At 73.3% G+C, this 21,095-nt stretch carries 20 protein-coding genes and 1 pseudogene; 3 read left to right on the top strand and 18 right to left on the bottom strand.

From position 1 onward, the window contains the following. The first annotated feature begins 173 nt into the window (after positions 1–173). The 3 genes and pseudogenes from ACIGAN_RS34015 to ACIGAN_RS34005 all read left to right on the top strand — a co-directional run bounded on the left by ACIGAN_RS34015 (position 174) and on the right by ACIGAN_RS34005 (position 2,681). The gene (locus ACIGAN_RS34015) at positions 174–755 is read left to right on the top strand and encodes a hypothetical protein (protein WP_365735513.1); all 582 of its coding nucleotides are present in this window, start codon (positions 174–176) and stop codon (positions 753–755) included. 133 nt (positions 756–888) lie between these two features. Further along, a pseudogene (locus ACIGAN_RS34010) lies at positions 889–1,002 on the top strand (FHA domain-containing protein); the annotation flags it as partial. A 113-nt stretch (positions 1,003–1,115) separates the two neighbouring features. Beyond that, positions 1,116–2,681, top strand: a complete 1,566-nt coding sequence (locus tag ACIGAN_RS34005; RefSeq protein ID WP_399863314.1) for a protein kinase domain-containing protein — start codon at positions 1,116–1,118, stop codon at positions 2,679–2,681. Here ACIGAN_RS34005 and ACIGAN_RS34000 read toward each other — a convergent pair. The 18 genes from ACIGAN_RS34000 to purN form a co-directional block, all read right to left on the bottom strand. Beyond that, a complete protein-coding gene (locus tag ACIGAN_RS34000) occupies positions 2,650–3,414 on the bottom strand; it encodes an HAD-IA family hydrolase (RefSeq protein WP_399863312.1) in 765 nt (254 codons plus the stop codon). The two genes, ACIGAN_RS34005 and ACIGAN_RS34000, sit on opposite strands and share 32 nt — an antisense overlap. Before the next feature lie 15 nt (positions 3,415–3,429). Beyond that, the gene (locus ACIGAN_RS33995; RefSeq protein ID WP_399863309.1) at positions 3,430–4,482 is read right to left on the bottom strand and encodes a ScbA/BarX family gamma-butyrolactone biosynthesis protein; all 1,053 of its coding nucleotides are present in this window, start codon (positions 4,480–4,482) and stop codon (positions 3,430–3,432) included. 136 nt (positions 4,483–4,618) lie between these two features. Continuing rightward, positions 4,619–5,626: an NADP-dependent oxidoreductase gene (locus tag ACIGAN_RS33990; RefSeq protein WP_399863307.1), complete on the bottom strand. Its 1,008-nt coding sequence runs from the start codon at positions 5,624–5,626 to the stop codon at positions 4,619–4,621. 83 nt (positions 5,627–5,709) lie between these two features. Further along, the gene (locus ACIGAN_RS33985) at positions 5,710–6,468 is read right to left on the bottom strand and encodes an HAD family hydrolase (protein ID WP_399863305.1); all 759 of its coding nucleotides are present in this window, start codon (positions 6,466–6,468) and stop codon (positions 5,710–5,712) included. After that, positions 6,458–6,721 (bottom strand): acyl carrier protein, encoded by a 264-nt coding sequence (locus ACIGAN_RS33980; RefSeq protein WP_399863303.1) that lies wholly within the window; start codon positions 6,719–6,721, stop codon positions 6,458–6,460. Before ACIGAN_RS33980 ends, ACIGAN_RS33985 begins: the two co-directional genes overlap by 11 nt. Positions 6,722–6,749: 28 nt before the next feature. Continuing rightward, a complete protein-coding gene (locus ACIGAN_RS33975) occupies positions 6,750–7,757 on the bottom strand; it encodes a beta-ketoacyl-ACP synthase III (RefSeq protein ID WP_365735527.1) in 1,008 nt (335 codons plus the stop codon). A gap of 118 nt (positions 7,758–7,875) precedes the next feature. Further along, on the bottom strand, positions 7,876–8,811 hold the full coding sequence (locus ACIGAN_RS33970; RefSeq protein WP_399863301.1) for an AvrD family protein: 936 nt from the start codon (positions 8,809–8,811) through the stop codon (positions 7,876–7,878). 122 nt (positions 8,812–8,933) lie between these two features. Beyond that, positions 8,934–10,403 carry an MFS transporter gene (locus ACIGAN_RS33965; RefSeq protein WP_365735530.1) on the bottom strand — a complete coding sequence of 490 codons (1,470 nt, stop codon included), beginning with the start codon at positions 10,401–10,403 and terminating at the stop codon, positions 8,934–8,936. Positions 10,404–10,519: 116 nt separating this feature from the next. Then, complete coding sequence (locus ACIGAN_RS33960) at positions 10,520–11,317, bottom strand: ATP-binding protein (protein ID WP_399863299.1); 798 nt, start codon at positions 11,315–11,317, stop codon at positions 10,520–10,522. 53 nt (positions 11,318–11,370) lie between these two features. Further along, positions 11,371–12,027: an AAA family ATPase gene (locus ACIGAN_RS33955; RefSeq protein ID WP_365093278.1), complete on the bottom strand. Its 657-nt coding sequence runs from the start codon at positions 12,025–12,027 to the stop codon at positions 11,371–11,373. A 263-nt stretch (positions 12,028–12,290) separates the two neighbouring features. Further along, on the bottom strand, positions 12,291–13,439 hold the full coding sequence (locus ACIGAN_RS33950; RefSeq protein WP_399863296.1) for an LLM class flavin-dependent oxidoreductase: 1,149 nt from the start codon (positions 13,437–13,439) through the stop codon (positions 12,291–12,293). Positions 13,440–13,714: 275 nt separating this feature from the next. Further along, on the bottom strand, positions 13,715–14,836 hold the full coding sequence (locus ACIGAN_RS33945) for a Gfo/Idh/MocA family protein (protein ID WP_399863294.1): 1,122 nt from the start codon (positions 14,834–14,836) through the stop codon (positions 13,715–13,717). A gap of 39 nt (positions 14,837–14,875) precedes the next feature. Continuing rightward, on the bottom strand, positions 14,876–15,397 hold the full coding sequence (locus ACIGAN_RS33940) for a flavin reductase family protein (protein ID WP_365735536.1): 522 nt from the start codon (positions 15,395–15,397) through the stop codon (positions 14,876–14,878). A gap of 596 nt (positions 15,398–15,993) precedes the next feature. Continuing rightward, positions 15,994–16,815 carry an MBL fold metallo-hydrolase gene (locus ACIGAN_RS33935; protein ID WP_399863292.1) on the bottom strand — a complete coding sequence of 274 codons (822 nt, stop codon included), beginning with the start codon at positions 16,813–16,815 and terminating at the stop codon, positions 15,994–15,996. Further along, the gene (locus ACIGAN_RS33930; protein WP_365093264.1) at positions 16,812–17,768 is read right to left on the bottom strand and encodes a helix-turn-helix transcriptional regulator; all 957 of its coding nucleotides are present in this window, start codon (positions 17,766–17,768) and stop codon (positions 16,812–16,814) included. Before ACIGAN_RS33930 ends, ACIGAN_RS33935 begins: the two co-directional genes overlap by 4 nt. A 187-nt stretch (positions 17,769–17,955) precedes the next feature. After that, on the bottom strand, positions 17,956–18,615 hold the full coding sequence (locus ACIGAN_RS33925; protein WP_399863290.1) for a ScbR family autoregulator-binding transcription factor: 660 nt from the start codon (positions 18,613–18,615) through the stop codon (positions 17,956–17,958). A gap of 232 nt (positions 18,616–18,847) precedes the next feature. After that, positions 18,848–20,413, bottom strand: coding sequence for a bifunctional phosphoribosylaminoimidazolecarboxamide formyltransferase/IMP cyclohydrolase (gene purH, locus ACIGAN_RS33920; protein ID WP_399863288.1), 1,566 nt, complete (start codon positions 20,411–20,413; stop codon positions 18,848–18,850). Further along, positions 20,410–21,048: a phosphoribosylglycinamide formyltransferase gene (gene purN / locus ACIGAN_RS33915; RefSeq protein ID WP_399863286.1), complete on the bottom strand. Its 639-nt coding sequence runs from the start codon at positions 21,046–21,048 to the stop codon at positions 20,410–20,412. The genes purH and purN overlap by 4 nt, the downstream gene beginning before the upstream one ends. Between the last annotated feature and the right edge of the window lie 47 nt (positions 21,049–21,095).

The following is a 21,095-nucleotide window of genomic DNA, read 5'->3' as shown; positions in this document are numbered from 1 at the left end:
TTGCACAACACATCGGGAATGCGGCTGGACAAGCCGGTCAGTGGTGCAGAACGATGACCGGACAAGTGCCGCGGGCAGTTCAACGGGGGGACGGTCGCTATCTGAAGAGCTTTCCTCCGTACGGACGTCACGCGTCGTCCCCGCACTCGGAAGACAACGGAGGAAAGTCCGCCATGAGCTTCGGCGACCCGAACAACCCCTACGGCCAGCCCCAGGGGCAGCAGCCGCAGCAGCAGGGCTACGGCTACCCGCAGCAGCAGGGACAGGCGCCCGGCTACGGCTACCCGCAGGCCCCTCCGGTCTCCCCCTACGGCGCCGGCCCCGCCGCCCCGACCACGATGCCCGGCTCGGTGAGCGCGGCCCGCGTGATGCTGTGGGTGATCGTCGGCCTCCAGGTCCTCGGCGTGGCCATCTTCGCCTTCTCCGCCATCGCGCTCAACGCCGCGAAGGACGACGAGTCCCTCAAGGACAACACCGCCTTCCAGGACCTCGTCGGTGACTCGACCGGCGTGATCTGGGGCTACGTCGTGTTCGGCCTGGCCTGGCTGGTGTTCGCGGCCGTGCTGGCGACGAAGTTCAAGAACGGCGGCAACGGCGCCCGCGTCACGATCCTGGTCTTCGCCATCATCACGGCGGTCCTCGGCATCTACCCGTTCGTCATCGTCGGCCTGGTGCACACGATCCTGGCCGTCCTGGTCGCGGTGTTCGTCGGCAACGCGGCCGGCAAGGCCTGGTTCAACCGCCCCCGTTACTGAGCGGACCCGGTCGACCGGACCACTTCACGCCAATCACATCCAAGGGCCGTGTCTCACCCGTACGAGGGGGGCACGGCCCTGGTGCGTCGCCCTAGTCTGACGGTGGTAGCTGTTCAGGCACGGGGAGAGCACCTTGTACAGCATCATCGTGGTACCTCCGCCGACCACGGAGGACAAGCGAGACCGCACCCCCATCCGCTGCGCGCCCGGCCCACGCCCCGCCCCCGGCCGGTCCGCGCCCGACAACGTTGCCCACCCCCTTCACACCGTCCGCCCCCGCCACTTCCGCCCTCACCGCTTCCGCCCCCGTCACGCCGCGCCCGCGACCGGTCCGGCCGCCCCGCCGGGCGAGGTGACCCGGTGACCGAGCCCTACGCCGTGCCGGTGCCCAAGGGGTACCGGGTCGGCGTCTGGGAGGTGCGCGAGCCCCTCGCGACCGGGGCCTTCGGCAGCGTGTACACGGCCCGGCGCGTCGGCGGCGACGGCGCGCTGCCGCCCACGGCCGCCCTGAAGTTCCTGCCCACCGGCACCGCGACGCCCCGCCGGCTGGCCCACCTGCGGGAGCTGATCGAGCGCGAGGTCGAGCTGTACCGGCGCCTGCGGCACCCGCGGCTGGTGCGGATGTACGAGACGCTGACCGTCGACGACCCCGGCCACCCGGAGCTGGACGGCGCCACCGTCCTCGTCCTGGAGCGGGCCGAGGGCTCGCTGTCCGCCCTGCTCGACGCCACGCCCCGGCCCGCGGCCGGCCCCGCCCTGCTCGCGCAGATCTGCGAGGGACTGGCGCAACTGCACGGGGCGGGCTGGGTGCACGGGGACCTGAAACCGGCCAACGTCCTGCTGATGGCGGACGGTTCGGTCCGGCTCGCCGACTTCAACATGGCCGCCGAACTGGAGGGCACCCACGCCTACACCCCCGCCTTCTCCACCCCGGACTACACCCCGCCCGAGCTGCTGTGGACCGAGATCGGCGAACGCGGCCGCCGCATCCGCCCGTCCGCCGACATCTGGGCCTTCGGCGTCCTGGCCCACCTCGTCCTGACCGGCTCCTTCCCGCTGCCCGGCGCCACCGCGACGGCCCGCCGCGACGCGGCCGTCGCCTACGCCCGCGGCACCGACGAGCTGCGCCTGTCGCCCGCGCTGACCGAGGACTGGCGGCAGATCGTCTCGGCCTGCCTGACCCGCACCCACGGCGACCGCGTCACCGCCGAGGCGCTGCTGCGCCGGGTCCGGGCCGCCGCCGGCACCGGGCACCGGCCGTTCCGCCTGCCCCGGCTGCGCCCGGCCCGCCGCCGCCCGCGCCGCGCGGCCGTCGTGGCGGCCGCGGCCGCCGCCGTCACGGCCGTCGCCGCCCTCGCCTACGGCGTCGGCCTCCTGGACGACGGCGCGCGCCGCGGCGGCGGCGGCCCGGGGGCGACGGCGAACGTCTCCGCCGCCACGTACGGCGCCTCGGAGCTGCGCACCGACCGCGGGATCCCGCCCGCCTACCGGCTGCTGATCGTCGAGACGGCGCACGACTGCGACCAGAAGGAGGTCAGCGCGGTCCTGATCGCCGCCATGCTGAAGGTGGAGAGCGACTTCGACCCGGACCTGTCCGACCCCGCCAACAACGAGTACGGCATCGCCCGCTGGACCCCGCGCGTGTTGCGCTGGTGGATGAACGAGGACGGCACCCCCGGGGAGACCGTGCCCCATCCGCCCTTCCCGCCGGCCGAGTCCATCCCGGCGATGGGCCGCTACCTGTGCTGGATCGCACCCCGCCTGCAAGCGGACCTGCCGGGCGACCGCCGGGTCCTGATCGCCGCCGCGTACCGCACGTCGTACCGGACGGTGAACAAGGCGGGCGGCGTGCCCCCGGACGTACGCGGCTACGCCGGACGCGTCGCCCACTACCTCAAGGAGTACGCGCCGGCCGGGCGGCGGTGACCCCGCCCGGTCCGGGAGGCGTGCCGGGACCGGGCAGCGGGATGCCCAGGAGCGCGGAGAGGTCCCCGGACGCCTGCGCGTCGTCCCGGAAGCACACGGTCCGCCAGCCCGCCGCGGCGGCGGCCGCGCAGTTCTCCGGGAGGTCGTCGACGAGGACGTGGCGGGGGGTGGGGGATGCCGCCGCCGCGATGCGGAAGACGGCCGGATCGGGTTTGCGCACGCCGACCCGGCACGAGTCCACGACGGCGTCGAAGGGGCCCGCGGGGGCGGTGATGCGCCGCCGGTGCCCCTCCCATTCGGGCACGTTGTTGGTGAGCAGCCCGACCGGGTGGCCGGCGGCCCGGACGGCGCGGACCACCGCCGCCATCACCGGGTTGCCGCCGCGTCCGCCCAGCCACTGCTCGCCGAACCGCTCCAGCCGCGCGGCACCGAGGTCCAGGCCGGGATGGCGGGCGCGCAGCGCCGCCCGGACCCGGGCTCCCCACTCGGCCTCGCTGATCCGGCCCAGTTCGAGCGGTGCCAGCGGGTGCATGCCGAGGTCCGCTCCCACGTCGGCGACGGCCCGGCGCAGCCGCGCGGGCGAGATGCCGGTCTCCTCGGCGTAGAGGGCGTACAGCTCGGCCATGGTGGGGGTCAGGACACCGCCGAAGTCGAACCAGACGGTGGTGGCGGCGGGCGTGTCACCCTCCGGTGGGCGCGCCGGGGCGCGGTGGCCGTCGCGCGTGCTCGTCACGGTGCGCGGCCCGTCTCAGGCGGCGGTCAGGAGCCGGGGGCGGGCGTCCGCCGCCACGACGTCGCCGGTGCCCGGGTCGTCCCGCTCCCGCGCGGCGCGGCCTTTGCGGGCGAGGGTCACCCGCGCCGTCGCCAGGGCGTCTCCGTCCTGCTCCAGCACGAGGTCGAGCACGGGGCGGCCGTCGGCCCCGTCGGCGACCCGGGCGCGGCAGTCGGTGGGCAGCTCGAACTCCCCGAACCGCAGGAACGCCACGTCGCAGCCGGTCAGTTCCAGCTCCTGCGGGGCGGCGTCGAGGCCGCACAGCTCACGGGCGGCCGTGGTGGCCGTCTGCCGGAGCGCCTCGAACATCACCGCGCCCGGGATGTGGTCCACGTGGTGGTCGAAGAGGGCGGGGTGGCCGCGGTCGACGACCACCTGGGCCACCACCTCCGCGGCGGAGGAGACGGTCACCCGGCCCAGGACGACGTTGGCGGACAGCCCGCGGCCCACCTCGGCGGGCGCCAGCCGGTTGACCAGGGGGTGCGCGCGGCGCGGGGTCAGGGTGAGCGCGGCCCTGGCCCGGGTGCGCAGCTGCCGCATGCTCCGGCGGGGTATCCACCGGTAGACCAGCCGCATGGTCGCCGCCGTCCTGCCGTCGACCGAGGCCCGCACCCGCACGGTGGCGCCGCAGGGCCGGCCGGCCCGCTCGCGGACGTCGGTGAACTCCCCCTCCACGGTGATCTCGGCGGGCCGTTCGCCGACGCGCAGCGCCTCGGGGTCGAGGACCTCCAGCGTGCCCCGGTCGAAGACGAAGCTGCTGTCCGCCGGTGCCGCCAGGTACGCGTGCGAGGCGAGGATGCAGGACTGGCGGAAGATCTCCAGGACGAGCAGCGGATCGTACGACGGGGCCGTCCGGGCGTCCGTGACGTGGTCGCTGTAGTACAGGTGCGCGCGCGGCGGCTGGGCCGCGACCCGGAAGGTGCGCTCGCCGGTGCGCCGGGTGTCGGTCAGGAAGCACTCGCTGACGGCGGCGCGGTGGGTGAGGGAACGATCGACGGTCCGGGCGTAGGAAAGGGCCCCGTCTGTCATGGGTGCTGCCTCCTCGGGCGGGTTCGGTGTCGGGCCGGGCTGGGCGGTGCGACCGCGGGGGCGGCTGCCGGGGGCGGCGGCGGGGCGGGGACCGCCGCCGCCCCGGAAGGCCTCCGCGGTGGTGGGTGAGACCCGGTCAGGGACCGGCCGGGGTGTCCCGCCGCCCGTCGAAGACGACGAGCTGGCGTCCTCGTACACCGCCCGCGGCGAGGCGGCGGTGGGCGTCCGGCGCGGCGGACGGGGTGAGCAGGGAGTCCGTGCGCAGGGAGAGCAGTCCCTCGCAGGCGAGTGCGGCGAGTTCGGTGAGGGCGGCGGCCTTGTCCGGGTAGGCCAGGACGTCGAGTTCGTGCCGCACGATGCCGCGGGGCAGGGCCAGGGGGCCCGGACGGCAGGTCACCACGGCGCCGCCGTCGCGGACGGCGCCGAGGACCGGTTCGCCCAGGACGGCGGCGTCCACCAGCGCGTCGACGCCCTCGGGCACGGCGCGGCGGTACCGCTCGGCGAGCGAGGCCGCCGCCGCGGCGCCCGCCCGCGGCGCGTCCCCCGGCTCCTCGTGCCGCGCCACGACGATCTCCGCGCCGAGCTGCTTCAGCAGCGGCTCGTCCTCCGTGGCCGCCTCCGCGACCACGCGCAGACCGCGGTGCACCGCGAGCTGGATCACGAAGCCGCCCAGTGCGCCGGCCCCGCCGGTGACGGCCAGGGTCGCCCCCGAGCGGAGTCCGAGCAGGGCCAGCGCCTGATGGGCCGTCAGGGCGTTCATCGGCAGCCCGGCCGCGCGGACCAGGTCCATGCCCGGCGGGACCAGGACCGTGTCCGCGGCGGAGACGACCACGTACTCGGCCTGGGCCCCGCCCTGCGGACGGAACGGGTCGACGAACGCCATGACCCGGTCGCCCAGGGCGAACAGGGTGCCGGCGCCCGCGGCGTCGACGGTGCCCGACACGTCCATGCCGGGGATGTACGGGGGCTCGAAGGCGGCCAGGTAAGCCGCGAGTTCGCCCGAGCGGAGCATGAGGTCCGTGGGGTTGACGGCTGCGGCGGCCACGCGCACGCGCAGCTCGCCGGGGCCGGGGTCCGGTATCCCCCGGTCGATGACCTCGAGCACGTCCGGTCCGCCGTATTCCAGGATTCCGACTGCGCGCATGGTGGGGCACTTCCGTTGTGGGGCCGTGAGGCCTGCGGGTGGGTGGTCTCGGGTGGGGTGGAGCGCGGGTGGAGCGGGGGTGGTCAGGCCGGGTGCCGCACGCCGGCGGGCGGCGTCCGGGCCGTCCACAGGGAATCGGGGAGCCGCAGCGGGCGCGCCGCGGGCGGGGCGGGCAGCAGGCGCCAGCCCTCCCGCGCGGCGACGGCACGCAGTTCCCGGTCGCCGCCGACCACCACGCCGCGGCCCGTGGCCCGCAGCATGGGCAGGTCCGAGGCGTGGTCGCCGTAGGCGGTGGCGGCGGCCGGGTCGATGCCGTGCTCGGCGCACCAGGTCCGGACGGCGTCCGCCTTGGTGCTGCCGATCATCGTGACCGCGGCGTCGCCGGTGTAGTGGCCGAGGAGGGTCTCGGGCTCCGTCGCCAGGACCGCGTCCACCTCCAGCAGGCGGGCCAGCGGCGCGAGGAGCGCGGGGAAGGAGCCCGAGACGAGCACCACGGGCTCCCCCGCCGCCCGGTGCCCGCGCAGCGCGGCGACGGCGCTGTCGTGCAGGAAGCCCCCGGACTCCAGCTCCGCGCGGAACCAGTCCTCGGCCAGGTCCGCCACGTAGGAGACGCTGAGCCGGGCGTAACTGGCGAAGTAGGCGCGGTTGGTGCGCGAGCGGCACACGCCCGCCTCGGTCATGGCGCGCAGCCGCTGCCGCTCCTGCGTGTAGGCCTGCGGGGGGCGTCCCTCGACGGCGAAGCGGTACTCGAGGAACCGGAACAGGGTCGTCCCGGTGGTGAGTGTGCCGTCGACGTCGAAGAACGCGGCCCCCGTGGCGCCGGCCGGGCCGTCACCGGGCAAGGCGGGCGCCCTTCGCGGTGAGCAGCCGGGCGGTCTCGGCGACGTTGGTGGCGTCGAGTATCTCGTCGTCGCCGATCTCGACGCCGTACACCTTGGACAGGTGCACCGCGAGCTCCAGCAGGACGAGGGAGTCGAAGTCCATGTCCTCGTACGGCGTGGTGGCGGTGGTGTCCTGCGGTGCCTCGAACTTGCCGCGGACGATGTGGAGCACGGCCTCGGTCAGGTCGGCCGGGGCGGTGAGGGGTGCGGTCATGGTGTCCTTCTCCTTGGATCGGGCGGGGTCAGGCGGGTACGACGTCGGGCCAGGTGAGTGCCGCGGAGCCCCAGGTGAGCCCGCCGCCGAAGGCGGTGAGCAGCACCCGCTCCCCCACCGTGAGGGAGCCGGCGGCGTCCGCGAGGGCGATGGGGATGGAGGCGGCCGAGGTGTTCCCGACCTGGTCGAGGTTGACCACCGCCCGCTCGGCGGGGACGCCGAGCTGCTCGGCGACCGCGCGCAGGATGCGGACGTTGGCCTGGTGGCCGACCAGGTGGCCGAGGCTCTCGACCGGCCAGCCGATGCGGTCGAGCAGGGACGCGGACGACTCGCTCATCCGCTGCACGGCCGAGAGGAAGACCTTGCGGCCCTCCATGGCGAAGTACTCGTCACCCGGGGCGGGTTCGGTCAGCGCGGCGCGCTGCCGGGAGCCTCCGGCCGGGATGCAGATCACGTCCTTCTGCGTGCCGTCGGAGCCGAGTTCGAAGCCGTGCAGGGCGCCGGGGAGATCCGCGTCGCCCGCGGTGAGGACGACCGCCCCGGCACCGTCCCCGAAGATCACCGAGGTGGTGCGGTCGGCCGGGTTGAGGATGGTCGAGTAGGTCTCGGCGCCGATGACCAGGGCGGTTCGCGCCCGTCCGGCGCCGATGGCGTTGGCCGCGGTCTCCAGCGCGTAGACGAATCCGGAGCAGACGGCGCTGATGTCGAAGGCCGCCGCGCCGGCGAGGCCGAGCCGGGCCGCGACGTCGGGCGCGGTGGCCGGGCACAGATGGTCGGGCGTGGTGGTGGCCAGGACGACCAGGTCGACCGCGCCCGGCGCGGGGTCGACGCCCGCGGACTTCAGCGCGCGGTGCCCGGCTTCCACGGCGAGGTCGCCGGTGGAGGTGCCCGGGTCCGCCCAGCGCCGGCTGCGTATGCCGGTTCTGGACGTGATCCATTCGTCGGTGGTGTCGAAGCGGTCCGCGAGTTCTTCGTTGCTGACGCGACGCGGAGGAAGGTAGGCGCCGAGTCCGGTGAGTACGGCGGTCAGGGGCATGTGTCTCGCCTCCCGTGGAGGGCCGCGGGCCGCGGGCGCCGGTGGTGACCGGCTGCGGCCGAGGACGCGAACTGGGATCGGAGCCGTCGGCTCCCGGTGGTGGTGCGCTCCCGGGCCGTCACGCGGGGAGCAGATGGGCGACGGAGCAGCTGAGCCGCAGGCCGCCGTGGTCGGCGACGATCTCGGCGCTGCGCCAGGTGCCCTGGGCGCTGTGCAGCAGCTGCGGTTCCCGGAGTCGGGCCTCGAACCGGCCCCGGGCCGTGCCGGCCTCGGGCGCCGGCCCGATGGCGGTGCGCCGCATCCACAGCGTGTTGCTGTCGGCCCGGGAGACGCCGTCCAGCGAGTAGAGCAGGACCTGGCCGAGCTGGAGGGCGGCGACGAACAGGTCGATCATCGTCGCCGGGCCGTCGGGGTCGAGGGTGAGGTCGGCCCGGGCCAGCGAGGCGTCCGGGAGCACCTCGACGGAGGTGAGCAGTTGCCGCCGGTCGCGGTGCGGGGTGCCGAAGGGCGCGTCGTTCCAGGGCCCGGGCAGCGCGTCGGCGTCCGCGTGGCGGGCGGGGCCCGGCCGGGCGGGGGCCGGGTGCGGCGCGGCGGTGCCGGCGGTGGTCTCCACCCGTACGGTGAGCAGGCCCACGCGGCATTCCATGGTCGTCGTGCCGTCGTCGGCGGTGTCCAGGAGCCGGCCGGAGACCGGGAACGTGTCCAGGTCCTCCTCCTGCGGCTTCTTGCCCGCCTTGATCGTCAGCGACCGGACGGTGAACGGCGTGTGCGGGCCGAGGCCGCGGGTGTGGGCGGCGTGCAGGCCGGCGAGCCGGGCGCCGTAGAGCATGACGTCGAGGGTGGACAGATGGGGCCGCTGGGTGCTGTCGCCCTTGCGGGACCAGGCGCCGGGGATCTCCAGGCCCGCCGTGGCGGTGATGCCGCGCTCGTCGACGGTGAGGTCGGTGAGCGTGTGGTGCACCCGTTTGAAGCCCTCGCCGAAGAACCGCTCCTCCCGGGCGCCGAGGAAGTCGTCCACGGTGCCCAGGGTGTTGAGAGGTGCTGCCGTAGTCATAGAGTTTCCTTCGTAGGCGGCCACACCCCTGCGGGGTGCCGGCCGTTGAACGGCGACGGCGATGCCCGGGACCCTCCGCAACAGTGGACCGGGTATCGCCGACGTCCGGGTCGGGGCGCTGCTCAGGCGGTCCGGCTGGCCTGCACCGGCTCGGCGGTGCCCGCGACCGGCTCGCTCTGCGCGGGGTCGACGTGGTCGCCCGACGCCGGCTTCTTGAAGTTGAGCACCACGAGGAACGTGAGCGCGATGCCGACGGCGATCGCCCAGGTGGCCGTGGTGACCCCGTCCATCAGCTCGCCGAGGTCCTTGGTCTCGCCGCCGCCCGAGGCGTTGGCGATCGCGATCAGTACGGCGAGGCCGACGGCGCCGCCGATCTGCTGGCCGGTGGTGGCGATACCGGAGCCGATGCCCTGGTCCGCCGCCTCGACGCCGGTGGTGGCCGCGGCGAACATCGTCGTGAAGACGATGCCCTGGCCCAGCGAGAGCACGAACAGCGACGGCGCGATCACGCCGTAGGAGGCGTCCTGGCCGAGCGTCAGGGCGAGGACGACGGTGCCCACCAGGCCCATGGTCAGACCGATGAACAGGGTGTTGCGCACCCCGAACCTGGTGGCCCACTTGCCGCCCACGATCGTGCCGATCAGCACGCTGCCGGACGGCAGCACGAAGGCGAAGCCGGTGGTCCAGGCGCTGTAGCCCTGCACGATCTGCCAGTACTGGGTGAGGAAGTACGCCAGGGCGCCGAAGGTGGCCATGAACAGGAAGGTGATGCCGGCGCCGGTGGACAGGTTGCGGTTGCCGAACAGCCGCAGCGGCACCATCGGGGCCGCGCTGCGGCTCTCGATGACCAGGAACAGCGCGAAGGTCAGCACGGCGACGCCGAGGGCCGCCAGGACCTGGCCGGAGCCCCAGCCCGCCTCCGGGCCCTGCACGAGGGCGAAGACGAACAGCGTGGAGGCGACGGTGCCGGTGATCGCGCCGGGCAGGTCGAACCCGCTGCCGGCCTGCGGCTTGTCGTCGGGCAGCAGGGACATCGCCACGAACATGGCGGCGCCGGCCAGCAGCACGTTGACGTAGAAGACCGAGGGCCAGCCGAAGGCGTCGGTCAGCAGACCGCCGAGGATCGAGCCGAGCACCATGCCGGAGCCGCCGGCGCCGCCCCACACGGACAGGGCGCGGTTGCGTTCGGCGCCCTCCGCGAAGAGCGTCGTGACGAGGGACAGGGTCGCCGGCGCGAGGAACGCGCCGCCCAGGCCCTGCACCGCCCGGGCGGCGATGAGCAGCCAGGGGTCCTCGGCGAGACCGCCCGCGAGGGAGGACGCCGCGTAGAGGAAGAGGCCGAGGACGAACATCCGCTTGCGGCCGAACAGGTCGGTCGCCCGGCCGCCCAGCAGCAGGAATCCGCCGAAGGCGACGGCGTAGGCGGAGACCACCCACTGGAGGTCCTGGGCGCCGAAGCCGAGCTTGTCGCCGATCTCGGGCAGGGAGACGAAGACGATGTTGTAGTCGATCGCAATGATCATCTGGGCGAACGCGAGCAGTGCGAGCACCGCTCCCAGATGACGCGGCCGTGTCGAGTTGATGCCGGACACGCCGGTTCCTTTCGTGGTGGACGTCGGGGGACGAGAGTGAGAAGGGAAGGAGAGGGGAGGGAGGGGACGGGGTGGTGGGGACGTGGGGACGTGCGGGGGCGGAAGCGGCGGGCCGGTCAGTAGCGCATGGCGTAACCGATGCGCCGGGCCAGCGACTTCTGACGCTGCGCCTCGTGGAAGCGGGCGTCGGCCTTGAGGTCCTCGATGTCGGCCAGGACGCGGCGCTGCGCTTCCTCGATGGCCTCCTCGATCGGGACGACCACCGGCAGGTCGAAGAGCTTGACGATCTTCTCGATCCGGTCCGGGATGGGACCGCCGATGACCCGGTAGGGGATGTCCATCCGCCCCAGCGCCTCGATGAGCAGGTCGTCGGAGAGACGGCGGAACTTCTCGGAGACGGGCCGGTGGCCGTCGGGCTCCATGTCGAACTCGACCGGCAGGTGGACGTAGGCGTCGTAGATCCGCTTGGCGCGGGCGCGGGTGATGTCGCCGAGGGTGTCGGTGTAGCGCTGGTAGAAGTGCTTCACCGGCAGGCCCATGACCTTCTTGATGCCCTTGAACCACCAGTCGGCGCCGGGGTTGATGCCGACGCGCATCCGCGCCTCGAAATACACCCACTCGTGGAACACGCCGCCGTCCGAGATGAAGGCGTCACCGCTGGACTCGTTGTGCACGCGCTCCTCGAAGCGGCGCAGTCCGAGTTTCACGAGTTCCATGGCGTTGAGTTCCATGACGGTCTTGCCGGGAACGAGGTCCACCAGCAGCTCGCGTGAGGTCTTGGCGTGGGTACGCGGTATTCCGGTGGCTATGGAAAGGGCCTCGGTCGTCGTCGACTTGCCCGTCGAATACGTGCCGGAAATGGCGAGCTTGAGCTTCGGATTGTCCTTGAAACTGGGTACTTCGAGCGCGGACACAGGTGGTCACCTTTACGGGAATGAGCCTGGGGGCTCGGCGGGTGGGGCGGCGGTCAGCGGGCGGTCGCGGCGCGTCCGACGGCCTCGTCGACCGTCATGACCGTGGCGTCCTGGAGCCCCAGGTGCTTCACGGTCCGGGCGAGGCGTTCGGCCGGGTCGCCGTGGACGGTGTGCACGGGGACGCCCGTGGCTTCGAGGGCGGGCAGCAGCAGGGAGTCGGACAGGTGCCGGAAGTTCTCGTTGATCGGGCGGTTGTCCGGTGCCAGCTCGAACTCCACGGGCACGTGCACGAACGCCTGGTAGGCGGTGCGGGCGTGGTGCTTCATCAGCAGGCCGATGTCGTCCACGGCCGCTTCCAGCGCGGCCGTCGTGGCGCTGCGGTGCCGGTCCTCGAGCGGGGTCAGGGTGCCCGGGTACGAGCCGGCGACCAGGCGGAGCTTGGCGTACACCCACTCGTGCACCACCGAGCCGTCGGACACGAAACCGCCGGGGTGGGCGGCCTCGCCGAGCAGCCGTTCCGCGTAGCGGTTCACGGTGAGCTGGATGAGCTGCCCGTCGGTCCAGTTGTGGACACTGCGGCCCTCGCCCCCGATCGGCTCCCGCATGGGCGAACCATGGGTGCGGGGCAGGCCGGTCAGCTGCGAGAGCGCCGTGGAAAGCGTTGTCTTTCCCGATCCGTAGGCGCCTACGACGGCGATTCGTTTCGTCACGGATCAAGCATCACAGGGGACTTTCACCTGAACCAGTGGCCATCAACGCTATTGCCACGACCAACAGGATGAGCTCGAATCCGGAAATGGGAAGTCCGGATACACGTTACGGGAATGCCTGCGGAACCGGCGCTGGAATTGAAAGTTCCGTAACACGGGTGCGCCCGGACCGCCGGGGAGCCGGCGGTCCGGGCGCGGGTCAGGGGCCCGGGTCAGCGGGAGGTCCGGGTCAGCAGGGGGTCCGGGTCAGCAGGGGGTCCGGGTCAGCGCGCGGTCGCGGCGAGGCGCGTGCGCAGCGGCTCGGTGTGGGGGAACAGGGCCCGGTTCTCGGTGCTCCAGCGCACCGACTCCAGACCGCGGTCGGCGGAACCGGTGAACCGCGGGGCCACCTCGGTCGCCAGCAGCTCGAAGCTGCGCTTGACCTTCTCGAAGGAGGCCCAGTTGACGACGTAGGTGAGGAACGTGCCGAAGCCGCCGGTGGTCTCCTGGAGGTTGCGGATCGCCTCCACCGCGTCCTCGACCGATCCGACGACGGCCCGGCCCTGCTCCACGGTCGCCTCCAGGTGCCGGGACTCCGGCACGCCTTCGAGGCCGCCGAGCACATCGGCGCCGACCGCCTCGCCCCAGTAGCCGTGCAGCCACTTCCCGAAGCCCTCCCGGGCGTCCCGGAAGGCCTCCTCGCGGGTCTCGGCGATGTGCAGGGGTACGGCGATGCGCCAGTTGCGGCGATCCACGGTCCGGCCGTGCTCCTCGGCCGACTCCTCCGCGTAACTCCACTGCCGGGCCAGGTCGACGGCCGGCCAGCCGGGCGGCGGGGCGCCGAAGGACAGCAGGCCGAGGCCGTACTTGCCCGCGATCTGGGGGCTGTTGGGGGTGCCGACGCTGGAGACGGCGATCTCGATGCCGGGCCTGCTGTAGCGCGGCAGCTGCATCTTGGCGTCCTGGAGGGTGTACCAGTCCGTCTTCTCCGAGATCCGCTCCTCGCCGTTGACCAGCTCCATGACGGTGGGGATGGCCTCGCGCGCCATGCGCTTCAGCTCGCCGAGGTCGAGTCCGAGCATGTGGGCGTCGTTGGGGGTGGCGCCGGGGCCGACGCCCAGGATGTACCGGCCGCGTGTGAGGTGGTCCAGCATGATCGCCCGGGTCGCGACATGGAACGGGTGGTGGAAGGGCAGCGTCACCACGCCGTTGGCCAGCTTGATCTGCCGGGTCCGCTCGGCGAGGGCCGCGATCATCGTCTCCGGAGCGCCCACCGTCGGCCAGGACAGGGAGTGGTGCTCGCCGAACCAGCACTCGTCGAAGTTGAGTTCGTCGAGGTGCTCGACGAGTTGCAGATCCCGGCGGATGGTCAGGTGCGGGTCCTGTCCGGGCGCGTGGAGGGGGGAGAGGAAGGCTCCGAAGCCGGTGTGCATGATGCTCCTGTGGTCGGGGGGTGGCGACGAACACCGCGGCGCCGGACACGTCTCGGCGGGGGTCCGTCGGGTCGGGGGGCCGGCGGGATCCCGGGGGCCTCGCACGGAGGGTGGGGGCGGGCCGGGGACGGCCGGGGTCGGTCGGGGAACCGGGTCGGGATCGGCCGGGGCGGTCGAAGGACCGGGTCGGTCGGGGGTGGCTCGGGGTGGTCGGGGGTGGCTCGGGGTTGTCGGGGATGGCTCGGGGTTGTCGGGGATGGCTCGGGTTGTCGGGGTTACTGCGTGGTGCCGGTCTGCGCCGCGTGGGTGATGCGGTCCAGCAGCCGGTGGTGGGCGGCGGCGTGGGCGAAGTCCGGTACCACCGACGTTCCTTCCCGCAGGTCGGCGCGCAACTGGTGGTAGGCGTGGGCGACCACTCCGGCCGGTCCGTCGAGGGCCGCGAGGCGGTCGAGGCCGCCCGGCAGCAGATAGTCCCCGGGCACCGGCAGCGGCCGTAGCTCCCGCTGGTCGCCCCGCGCGCCGCGCAACTCCACCTGCCCGAACTGCAGATGGCCGGAGTCACCGGTCAGCACCAGGTCGCCCTCGGTGCCGTTGATCTCCCACAGCAGGTTGGTGCCGCGCGAGGAGCCGCCCCGGTAGTGCAGGGAGGCGACCGCCCCGCTCTCCAGCCGCCCGGTCACGGCGATCTGGTCCTCGGCGGTCATCGGCAGCGTGGCACCGGTCTCGGCGACCCGCACCCGGGGACGCCGGGTGGCCGTGGTGGCGGTCAGGGTCGCGAACCCGGACAGCACCATGGTCAGCGCGTCCAGCGTGTGCCCGAACGGAACGGTCAGCAGGGTCGCCCCGTTGGCGCGGTCGGCGACGTAGGCGGTCCGCTCGGCCACCACCGGGCCCCAGCCGCCGCCCGACCCCACCAGCGTGGTGGACAGCACCTCGCCGACGTAGCCGTCCGCGACGAGGTCCCGGAGATAGCGGACCACCGGGGCGGACCGGGCCTGGAGGCCCACCGCCGTGCGCACGCCCGCCTCGGCCGCGAGGACGGCGAGCTCCTCGGCCTCGGCCGTGCCGTTGCCCAGGGGCCACTCGCTGAGCACCGTCTTGCCGGCCCGCAGGACGGGCAGGATCAGTTCCCGGTGGCGGGGCACGCGGACGGCGACCACCACCAGGTCGACGTCGTCCCGGGCCGCGAGTTCGGCGGCGTCGGTCCCCGCGGCCGACTCGGGCAGTCCGAACGCCGCGGCGGCCTTGCGTGCGGAGTCGGGCGTGGACGCCGTCAGCGTGCGCAGTTCGTAGCCTTCGACGGCTCGCAGTGCGGGCACGTGGCCGCGTCCGCCCCACCCGCCGTCCGCGCTCAGTCCGACGATCCCCACTCCGAGCGGGGCCGCTGTGTGCTTCACGAATGCATCGTCCTTTCCTGAAAGAGGGTCGGAGCAGGGTCAGAGCTGGGCGTAACGCCCGTACAGGCCGCTGAAGAACAGCAGGGGCGAGTCCTCGTGGTGGGTGTCCAGGTCGTGGACGCGGGCTATCACCACGTCGTGGTCGCCGGCCGGTATCTCCTCCTCGACGGAGCACTCGATCCAGCCGATCGAGCCGTCCAGCACGGGCGCGCCGCCCGGTGAGGCCGTCCAGGAGGCCGTACCGAACTTGTCGCCGCCGCTGGTCGCGAAACGGGTGCTGAGCTCGCGCTGGCCCTCGCCGAGGATGTTCACGCAGAACCGGTCCGCCGAACGGACGTCGGGCCAGCTGCTGCTGGTCCTGGCGACGCAGAACAGCACGAGGGGCGGGTCGAGGGACACCGAGGTGAACGAGTTGACGGCCAGCCCCGCGGGCGCACCGTCGGAGCCGCGCAGGGCCGTCACGGCCACCACGCCGGTGGTGAACCGCCCGGCGACGGTACGCAGTCGCCGCGGTTCGACCGGTGCCGTGCGGGACATCGGGGGAACAACCGTTGAGGACATGCCCTCAGGCTCGGCCGGGCCCGTGCGACCTGCCAGTGCGCAAGCAACATATTGCTCGCGCCAACAGAAGAGAACGGCCACTTGTCCCCCGGCGGGAATATCCGCGGCAATGACGCACAACACGGCACGACGCCGCCGGAGGAAGCCGCACGGGCGGAGCGGCCGGGGGCGCGTGGGGACGCCCGGGAACGTCCGGGGGACGCGTAGGGACACCCAAGGACGCGTGTGGAAAGCGCCCGGCCCCCGGTCCGTAAGGACCGGGGGCAGGTGGGCGGTGGCCGGGGGCGGGTGGGCGATGGCCGGGGGGCGGTGGCCCGTGAGCTGTGGTCGGCGAGCGGTGGCCCGTGGCCGGTGGGCTGTGGCCGACGGGCGGTAGCCGGTGGCCCGTGGCCGGTGGGCTGTGGCCGACGGGCGGTAGCCGGTGGCCCGTGACCCGTGGGCTGTGGCCGACGGGCGGTAGCCAGTGGGCCGTGGCCCGTGGGCTGTGGCCGGCGAGCGGTAGCCGGTGGGCCGTGGCCCGTGGACTGTGACCGGCGAGCGGTAGCCGGTGGCCGGTGGCCCGTGGGCTCTGCTGAGGGGCGGGCGGGCGGTGGGTGTCAGGTCAGCGGGTGCCACCGCGGTGCGTCGCCGGAGACCGCCAGCCGGCCGAACACCGTGCCGGAGAAGTGCCCGGCGAAGCCGATCGTGCCGGGCCGGGACAGTTCCGCCACGATCTTGCGGCGGCTGCGGACCGCTTCCGCGGGATCGAGGTCGGAGGCGGCCCGCCAGGTCAGGTCGGCCAGTTGCAGGGCGGAGTGCAGGACGTCGCCGACCACCACGGCCGCGGGCCCGTCGGAGCCGCCGCGGATCACGTACGAGAGGTGCCCGGGGGTGTGTCCCGGGGTGGCGAGCGCCGTGACGCCGGGGAAGATCTCCTGGCCGTCCCGCACGGCCACCGGCTGCCCGGCCGGGCGGCGGTGCGCTCCGCGCCATTCCGCGGCCGAGGCCACGAACCGGGCACCGCGCAGCCGCTCGTCACCGGCCCAGCCGACGTGGTCGTCGTGCAGGTGGGTGAAGGCGACGGTGTCCACCGACTCCCAGGCGACCCCCGCGGCGGCGAGCGCGTCGGGCAGGCCCCCGCCCTCGATCCGCCCCAGGGGCGGGATGGTGCGGTCGGCGGGGATGGCGGCCGGCCCGAAGCCGGTGTCGAGGAGCAGGGCCCGGTCCTCGTACTCGACGAGCAGCGCACCCACCGAGGCCCGCAGGAAGCCCTCGTCGTCGAGGTGGCCGCGCCGTTCCTCCCAGAACGCGCCGGGTGAGTCCGGGAACCAGGCCCTCGGCTGCAACTGCACGTAGCCGTCGGGGAGATAGGTCAGCCGGTGCGTGCCGAGCGCGACCCGGACCGTCTCGGTCACATGACGGTTCGGCGCGGTGCTCATCGGGCACCCCCCACCAGGTCGTCGCGGCCCATGCTGTTCATCCGCTGCGCCAGCGTCACATGGGACATCCGGCGCAGCGCCGCCTCCGTGCCGGTGCCCGGCGTGGGCAGGAACACCGTCATCCGCAGGGCGATCCGGCGGGTGAAGTCGAGCGTGGCGCGGGTGAAGTGCAGGTCGCCGACGGCGGGGTGGGTGAGCACCTCGGGGCCGCAGGAGTCCTCCTGCACCTCGTGCCGGTCCCACAGTTGCGCGAACACCGGGCTGGCGACGCGCAGTTCCTCCACCAGCGCCGGGATCGCCGCGTCCTCGATGTGCAGCGCGGCCTGGCTGCGGAAGCGGGCCACGACGGTCGGGGCGATCTTCTCCCACAGCGGGTAGGCGGACCGTACGTCGTCGTTGGTGAAGAACTCCCGCAGGATGTTGTACGGCCGGCGGCCGCCGAGGACGCCGGACCCGCGGCCCGCGTCGAGGCAGGCGCCGCCCGGACGTTCGTCGACCATGCCGAGCAGGGACTCCGCCGCCGCGTTGGCGACCACGACGTTCCAGGCGTGGTCGGCGATGTAGGCGGGGTTGGGCCACCAGTTCTCGACGAACGGGCGCATGGCCTCCGCCTCCGGCGGGGCGTCCGGCAGCAGCGGGACGGCCTGCACACCGGCGAGCTGGCGCAGGTACAGGCGTTGGTTCTCACTGAGGCGGAGCACGCGGGCGATGGAGTCGAGCACCTCGCCCGAGACGTTCTCGGCACGGCCCTGCTCGATCCACGTGTACCAGGAGACGCCCACGCCGGCGAGCAGGGCCACCTCCTCGCGGCGCAGGCCCGGGGTGCGGCGTTTGCCGGCGTCCGGGAGGCCGACCTGGTTCGGGGACACCTCGGCCCGCCGTGCCATCAGGAACCGGCCGAGTTCGAGGAGGTGCGGAGGTGCCACGCGCCTGGCGGAAGCAGCGTTTCCCATCGGTTGCGGTTCCCCTTCTGTTCATGACGGAGCAGGGGGACGTACGGACGCACCAGGTTCACGCGGCTCCCCCGTGCCGCCTTAGCCTCGGAAACAAACATACTCGCCTGTTTATTTCAGTGGTGCTACATGTGGGGAATGACAGGCCTTACGGACGTGAGAAGCGTCACCCAGAGGTGCGGCACGGTCACCCGACGTCGTGCAGCGCCGGGTCGGGCGGCGTCTCGGCCGGCTCCAGTTCCTCCACCCGCTTCTCGTCGGTGCGCAGGCGCAGCAGGAGCCCGGGGGCGGCGATCCCGGGCAGCAGGGCCCGCCACAGCACGCAGACCCGGAACAGCAGGTCGGCCCGCCCGCAGGACAGCTGGGACAGCAGCTGGATGCCGGTGAACGCCCCGACGACCAGGACGGCGATCTCGTCGGGGTCGGTGTGCGGGAGCAGTTCGCCCTTGTTGCGGGCCTGGTGCAGCAGGTCGGCCACGCTCTGCTGGGACCACAGGTAGGGGCGGGTGCCGGGCTGGTAGGAGGTCTCCTCGGTCGCCAGCCGCACGGCGGCCTGCAGGATCACGTCCTGCTGGAGCGCCCGCGCGTAACAGAGCGTGAGGTCGATGGCGGACTGCAGGGAGCAGTCGCCGGCCAGCGAGCGCAGCAGTGGCCGCTGGTACTCGACGATGGCGTCGGCCAGCGCCTCCTTGGACGGGAAGTGGAAGTAGAGGGCTCCCCGGGTCACACCCGCCCGCCGCAGTACGTCCGTGGTGCTGGAGCCGTCGTAGCCGTGCTCCTTGATGCATTCGGCGGCGGACCTGAGCAGCAGTGCCCGGGTCCGCAGGGCGCGTTCCTGACGTGGCATGTACGGGATCTCCGAGGTGAAGGGGGCGGAGGCGGGTAACCGGATGACGTACACCGGAAAACAGATAAGTCTGTATGTTACTCGCGGTCCGGGGATCCGATAAGTGGGGCGTCGGCCAGGAAAACAGGGGCGGCGCCACGCGATTCCGCGCAGCGCCGCTCAGGTCGGGAGGCCGGACCTTCCGGGTCGGGGAGGCCGGACCTTCCGGGTCAGGGAGGCCGGACCTTCCGGGTCAGTGGAAGAAGTGCCGCGTGCCCGTGAAGTACATCGTGACGCCCGCCTTGCGCGCGGCCTCGACGACCAGTTCGTCACGGACCGAACCGCCGGGCTGGACCACGGCCTTCACGCCGGCCGCGGTCAGGATCTCCAGGCCGTCGGGGAAGGGGAAGAAGGCGTCGGAGGCGGCGTAGGAGCCGGCCGCGCGCTCGGCGCCCGCCCGCTCGACGGCCAGCTTGGCGGAGTCCACCCGGTTGACCTGTCCCATGCCGACACCCACCGAGGCGCCGTCCTTGGCGAGCAGGATCGCGTTGGACTTCACCGCGCGGCAGGCCTTCCAGGCGAAGGCGAGCTGCTGGAGCTCGTCGGCGTCCAGCGCCTCGCCGGTCGCCAGCGTCCAGCCGGACGGGTCGTCGCCGTCGGCCTGGAGCCGGTCGGTGACCTGCAGCAGCGCGCCGCCGTCGATCGGCTTGACCTCGACCGGGGCGGAGGGGCCGTCGGGGCAGCGCAGCACGCGGATGTTCTTCTTCTTGGTGAGGGCCTCCAGCGCGCCGTCCTCGTAGTCCGGCGCGACGATGACCTCGGTGAAGATCTCCGCGACCTGCTCGGCCATCTCCTTGCTGACCGGCCGGTTGACCGCGATCACGCCGCCGAACGCCGACAGCGGGTCGCAGGCGTGTGCCTTGCGGTGCGCCTCGGCCACGTCCGCGCCGATCGCGATGCCGCAGGGGTTGGCGTGCTTGATGATCGCCACGCACGGCTCGGCGTGGTCGTACGCGGCACGGCGGGCGGCGTCCGTGTCCGTGTAGTTGTTGTACGACATCTCCTTGCCGTGCAGCTGCTCGGCCTGGGCGAGACCGCCGCCCTCGGGGGAGACGTAGAGCGCGGCCGGCTGGTGCGGGTTCTCGCCGTAGCGCAGGGTGTGCTCGCGCTCCCAGGTGGCGCCGAGGAAGTCGGGGAAGCGCGACTCGTCGACGGGGGCGTAGGAGAAGGCGAACCAGGAGGCGACGGCCACGTCGTAGGCGGCCGTGTGCTGGAAGGCCTCGGCGGCCAGGCGCTTGCGGGCGGCGAGGTCGAAGCCGCCGCTCTGGACGGCCTTGAGCACGTCGGCGTAGCGGTCCGGGCTGGTGACGACCGCGACGGAGGGGTGGTTCTTGGCGGCGGCGCGGACCATCGAGGGGCCGCCGATGTCGATCTGCTCCACGCACTCGTCGGGGGAGGCGCCGGAGGCGACGGTCTCGCGGAACGGGTAGAGGTTCACGACGACCAGGTCGAACGGCTCGACCTCCAGCTCGGCGAGCTGCTCGCGGTGGCTGTCCAGGCGCAGGTCGGCGAGGATGCCGGCGTGCACGCGCGGGTGCAGCGTCTTCACCCGGCCGTCCAGGCACTCGGGGAAGCCGGTCAGCTCCTCGACCTTGGTGACGGGGACGCCGGCAGCGGCGATCTTCGCGGCGGTGGAGCCGGTGGAGACCAGCTCGACCCCGGCCTCGTGGAGCCCGCGCGCGAGGTCCTCGAGCCCGGTCTTGTCGTAGACGCTGACGAGCGCCCGGCGAAGGGGCCGCTTGTTGCTCTCGGCGGTCACTGGATAACTACCTTTCGTCCCTCAATGCGATAGCCGTTGCGGGCGAGCCGCCCCACGACCTCGACGAGCAGCCTTCGCTCGACTTCCTTGATGCGCTCGTGCAGAGCGCTCTCGTCGTCCTCGTCCCGGACCTCCACCACGCCCTGCGCGATGATCGGCCCGGTGTCGACGCCGTCGTCGACGAAGTGGACGGTGCAGCCGGTGACCTTGGCGCCGTACGCGAGCGCGTCCCGCACGCCGTGGGCCCCCGGGAAACTGGGGAGCAGGGCGGGGTGGGTGTTGACGAACCGCCCGCCGAACCGCGCGAGGAACTCCTTGCCGACGATCTTCATGAACCCGGCGGAGACGACGAGGTCGGGCTCGAAGGCGGCGACGGCCTCGGCGAGCGCGGCGTCCCACTCCTCGCGGCTGCCGTAGTCCTTCACCTTGCGCACGAAGGTCGGCAGACCGGCGCGCTCGGCGCGGGCCAGCCCCTCGATGCCCTCGCGGTCGGCGCCGACGGCGACGATCTCGGCCCCGTACTCCTGCGTGCCGGTGGCGGCGATCTCGTCGAGCAGCGCCTGCAGGTTGGTGCCGGATCCGGAGACCAGCACGACGAGGCGCTTGGCGCGCGGGGCCACGGGCTTGGCGGCCACGGTGGTGGGCCTTTCTCGGGGGAGCGTCTGTCCGGGCGGCACGCCTC

The sequence above is a fragment of the Streptomyces sp. NPDC085931 genome (assembly GCF_044540565.1).
GTDB lineage: Bacteria > Actinomycetota > Actinomycetes > Streptomycetales > Streptomycetaceae > Streptomyces.
This window is presented reverse-complemented; position numbering and strand designations above follow the sequence as displayed.

Coding starts and splice junctions, on each gene's coding strand:
- ACIGAN_RS33975 (WP_365735527.1), bottom strand. CDS start 7,757: ATGCCCCTGACCGCCGTACTCACCGGACTCGGCGCCTACCTTCCTCCG.
- ACIGAN_RS33935 (WP_399863292.1), bottom strand. CDS start 16,815: ATGAGCACCGCGCCGAACCGTCATGTGACCGAGACGGTCCGGGTCGCG.
- ACIGAN_RS33940 (WP_365735536.1), bottom strand. CDS start 15,397: ATGTCCTCAACGGTTGTTCCCCCGATGTCCCGCACGGCACCGGTCGAA.
- ACIGAN_RS33995 (WP_399863309.1), bottom strand. CDS start 4,482: ATGACAGACGGGGCCCTTTCCTACGCCCGGACCGTCGATCGTTCCCTC.
- ACIGAN_RS34015 (WP_365735513.1), top strand. CDS start 174: ATGAGCTTCGGCGACCCGAACAACCCCTACGGCCAGCCCCAGGGGCAG.
- ACIGAN_RS33950 (WP_399863296.1), bottom strand. CDS start 13,439: ATGCACACCGGCTTCGGAGCCTTCCTCTCCCCCCTCCACGCGCCCGGA.
- ACIGAN_RS33930 (WP_365093264.1), bottom strand. CDS start 17,768: ATGGGAAACGCTGCTTCCGCCAGGCGCGTGGCACCTCCGCACCTCCTC.
- ACIGAN_RS33925 (WP_399863290.1), bottom strand. CDS start 18,615: ATGCCACGTCAGGAACGCGCCCTGCGGACCCGGGCACTGCTGCTCAGG.
- ACIGAN_RS33990 (WP_399863307.1), bottom strand. CDS start 5,626: ATGCGCGCAGTCGGAATCCTGGAATACGGCGGACCGGACGTGCTCGAG.
- ACIGAN_RS33970 (WP_399863301.1), bottom strand. CDS start 8,811: ATGACTACGGCAGCACCTCTCAACACCCTGGGCACCGTGGACGACTTC.
- ACIGAN_RS33980 (WP_399863303.1), bottom strand. CDS start 6,721: ATGACCGCACCCCTCACCGCCCCGGCCGACCTGACCGAGGCCGTGCTC.